At 44.1% G+C, this 1,915-nt stretch carries 2 protein-coding genes; both read left to right on the forward strand.

From position 1 onward, the window contains the following. Window positions 1-310 precede the first annotated feature (310 nt). Entirely contained in the window at window positions 311-580 is a 270-nt protein-coding gene (locus tag JQM82_RS15385; protein ID WP_235251289.1) for a hypothetical protein, read from the forward strand. Beyond that, window positions 523-1,812 carry a group II intron reverse transcriptase/maturase gene (gene ltrA, locus JQM82_RS15390; RefSeq protein WP_235251290.1) on the forward strand — a complete coding sequence of 430 codons (1,290 nt, stop codon included), beginning with the start codon at window positions 523-525 and terminating at the stop codon, window positions 1,810-1,812. The genes JQM82_RS15385 and ltrA overlap by 58 nt, the downstream gene beginning before the upstream one ends. Window positions 1,813-1,915: the final 103 nt, after the last annotated feature.

Consider the following 1,915-nt stretch of genomic DNA (forward strand, 5'->3'; position numbering starts at 1 on the left):
GTGTGTCCAGCGAAGCTGGACCACACTTGCCGGTGTAAGTCCGGTCACGGTAATCGCCAGTGAGCCGTGTAGCTAAACTCAGTGCGTTGTAGTAATACAGGGTGCTAAGCGAGTGGATAAAGTAACCTCAATAAGAGGAGCGAGCAATCATACAGACCGTAACATAAAGTGAATTCTGCCGTATCGTTAAAAAGGTCTCTGGCAAGAGAACAAGGGGAAGCTGAACTCTGGGCATATGGGTGAAAGCCATGGAACGTGTGAAGATACTGGAAAGCAGCACGGAGGAATCCCTCGGTATAGAGGAAGCGGTATGTATGAAAAGTGTGGTTCGGAACTGGAGAGACCCTACCCATCACCGAAAGGTAAAAAGAAGGCGTATAAGCTTGGCGAAGTCGTATTTTCTGATGGGAGGGAGTCGGAGAGGAACATAGTACCGACAATGACTGTGCAAGATAACGCAGTTTATGGGAAGGTTCCTTACTTCATTCATGTTTGTAGAGAGGGTAAGAGTGAGAGAATGTCATGCAGACTAATAACTCCAAAGAAAAAGTTCGACAACTTCAAAACAAACTATATCTGACAGCCAAGAAATGCAGTAGCAGAAGATTCCATGCGCTTTATGACAAAGTCTATCGGGATGACGTCATGTATGAAGCATGGAAGCGAGTGAAAGCCAATCAAGGCTCTAGCGGAGTAGATGGAATCACAATAGAGGACATAGAGGCAAGCGGAGTGAACCGATATCTAACTGGAATACAGACAGAATTAAAAAGCGGAACATACAGACCACTACCAGTTCGAAGAGTGATGATTCCAAAACCAGACGGAAGTCAGAGACCACTTGGAATACCATGTGTGAAAGACCGAATTGTGCAGATGGCTACAAAGATAGCAATAGAGCCCGTATTCGAAGCGGACTTTAAGGACTGTTCCTACGGATTCAGACCGAAGCGTAGTGCAAAACAGGCACTAGAGGTAGTCAGAAAAGCATGCAACAACAAAGGTTACTACGTGGTAGATGCAGACATCGAAAAGTTCTTTGACAACGTAAATCAAGATAAGCTAATGGCGCTTATTGAGTTAAGAATCTCAGACAGAAGAATCCAAAAACTCATAAGGCAGTGGCTGAAATCAGGGGTTCTCTATGGGAACATCCTAGAAATAAGCGAACTGGGAACGAGCCAAGGCTCGGTTATTTCGCCATTATTAGCAAATATCTACTTGAACACGCTAGACCGACTGTGGGAAAAGTATGGACGTACCCATGGAATACTCGTAAGGTATGCGGATGATACTGTAATCATTTGCAAGAACAAGAAAAGTGCAAACCATGCATTGACACTGTTGCAGTACATCATGGGAAAACTGGACTTGAAACTACATCCTGTTAAGACGAAGATTGTATGTATGTGGGACGGACAGGAAGGCTTTGACTTCCTGGGAATGCATCACAGGCGTATGACAACAGAGACGAGACAGGGAAACACTTTTCAAGAGACCTATCAGTACCCAAGTCGAAAGGCAATGAAAAAGATGAAGTCTGCAATAAAGTCGAACGTGAATAGTAGAAGTCTACTGGTAGCAAGCGAAGAGGATTTAATAAAGAATCTGAATCCGAAGATAACAGGGTGGAAGAACTATTACACAACAAAGACAAGTGATAAATGGATGCAGGCACTTGACTGGTACATTATATGTACCTTTACGAGATGGTACAACAAGAAACATCAGAGACGTAACCATATGTCAAAGGTGGGATATGTGAGAAGCACCTTATATGAAAAAGGCTTAAAAAGAATGGCTACGGCATGACGTAATGCTGTAGAAAGAAGAATGTCGGAAAGCCGTGTGAGGGAGAACCTCATGCACGGTTTGATGAGGGGAGAGAGGGCAAAGCCCTCTAACCTACTCTACC

It is taken from the genome of Faecalicatena contorta (assembly GCF_021531995.1).
Taxonomy (GTDB): domain Bacteria; phylum Bacillota; class Clostridia; order Lachnospirales; family Lachnospiraceae; genus Dorea_A; species Dorea_A contorta_A.